The 2,044-nt window shown below is 50.8% G+C and carries 2 protein-coding genes; both read left to right on the top strand.

Translation table 11 applies throughout. The annotated features are described in order from the left end of the window. A partial coding sequence (locus U9Q18_02790) for a hypothetical protein (GenBank protein ID MEA3313284.1) occupies positions 1–348 on the top strand: 348 nt, incomplete at its 5' end. Between the two features lie 349 nt (positions 349–697). Next, a partial coding sequence (locus U9Q18_02785) for an aldehyde ferredoxin oxidoreductase N-terminal domain-containing protein (GenBank protein ID MEA3313283.1) occupies positions 698–2,044 on the top strand: 1,347 nt, incomplete at its 3' end.

Below are 2,044 nucleotides of genomic sequence, written 5' to 3'. Positions count from 1 at the left end.
CATTTCCAGAACCTGGTTGATGTGAGAGAACCTTCAACGGAGGAGGTACTGAGGTGGACAAGTGAGTGGCTTTCCCCAAAATGCGGAAGCGAGGCAGTTCTCAGTATAGGTAGTGGAGTCGAATGGATGGAGAATCCTAAGTTTGCTGGTGTGATATCGGTAATGCCCCATGGCTGCATGCCCGGTGGAATTGTGGCTGCCATGTCAGAGAAGTTCAGTGCCCTGTATCGTAAGCCCTGGATCAACCTCACCTATGACGGCTTTGTGGAAAGCACCAATCTTACGAGAATCAATAATTTTGCTGAGATCATCAGGTTTTGCAGCCAGGAAAGCAAGGAAGGTGCTTAGACAGGTCTGCCTTCCGCAGCGTTGACAATGGCTACGATTTGGAATACTCTAATTGAGATTTGGAGCCATTGAGCACAGATGACAGGTAGTGTTGCTAGGGAAAGCTCGCTTTTGATCAAGGCTGATGCTTCGAGATGTGCCGGCTGCATGACTTGCATGTTGCGTTGTTCCTTCAGGCTTAATAGCACTTTTAATTTAGCCGCCGCGCGGATTCAGGTTAGAAAATTGGTCAATCAGCCGAATGAGTTCGACATAGCTTTCACAGACGAGTGCGATAGGTGTGGCCTCTGTGTTACATACTGCCCCTATGGGGCTTTGACCCGACAGAGAATGAGGAAGGGAACATAGCATGGGACTTCCTGGTTATGCCGGTAATATCCTGTATGTTGATATGACCAGCGGCAGCGCAAGGAAAGAGCCCCTTGATGCTGACCTAGCCAGGACTTACATTGGCGGCGCTGGTATAAATAATAAGCTAGTGTACGACCTCATACCCCCGGACGTGGAGCCGCTTTCCCCTCAAAACGCTATCATCATGGGCACAGGTCCCTTTAATGGCAGCATCATACCTGGCTCTTCGGAGCTAATGACCGTGTATAAGTCGCCTCTTAACAACTCTTTTCCTCACAGCAACGGTGGTGGCTATTTCAGCCACTTTCTGAAGTCATCGGGCTATGACCATCTGGTTATAACCGGTTGTTCAGAGAAGCCGGTGTATCTGAAAATACAGGATGATGATGTTGCCCTATGTGATGCCAGTGACCTCTGGGGCAAGGACGTTTTTGAAACCACGGATGAACTGAGGCGAAGGCATGAGCCGTGCAGCGTGATTCCGATTGGTCAGGCGGGAGAAAACTTGGTGAGCATCTCAGTGACTCAAATCGATAAGGGTGGCACAGTGGGCTCGGGTGGACTTCCTGCCGTGATGGGTTCGAAGAACCTCAAGGCTGTGGTCGCCGTGCGGGGCACGAAAGGTATAACGGTGGCTGACCCCAAACGGCTTAAGAGCCTTGTTGACGAGATACTGAGCCGGGTGAAGAATTATCACCTGCGCGATGAGATGATGCAGGGCGGTGCCATGACTATGACTAGTGGCTGGGTGCCCGAAGGAGTCATAGCCAGAGCTTCGTCAGTGTTTTTGTCCTATCCTCCATATGTAAAGGAGCTACAGGCACAAATCTACGAGATTCATAAGCGTAGCCGCAAGAAAATCGCCTGCATCACCTGCCCCATGTCCGATAAAGACCGCCTGGACTTACCCGGGCAAAGTATGACTACATACGATACTGCGGTACTTGCTGTTGGAGCATTACTGACAGCTTCGCCAGCGTTCGGGCACCGTGATGAGGGCACCCCACTGGACAGGTACGCACATGCCCTACGTTTTTTTGATATGGTAAACCGCTACGGTATTGAGAGGGTCTATAGCTTTGAGGGACTTGTGGATTTTGCAGTCACTCTATATGAAGATGGCATTATCACCAGGGCAGATACCGGCGGCATTAAACTGAAGCGGGACTTTGACACCCTGATGAAGCTGATACAGATGACTGCTTTCAGGCAGGGCTTCGGTGACATCCTAGCTGATGGTGTGGTTGCTGCTGCCCGACGCATCGGGAAGGGAGCAGATAGATATGTCCAGAATGTAATAAAAGGGCAGTTTGTTATCTTCGACCCCAGGGTGTCAGGGCTTGGG

Source organism: Caldisericota bacterium, assembly GCA_034717215.1.
Taxonomy (GTDB): domain Bacteria; phylum Caldisericota; class Caldisericia; order Caldisericales; family Caldisericaceae; genus UBA646.
Note: the sequence above shows the minus strand (reverse complement) of the source record. Positions and strands in the feature narration are given on the sequence as shown.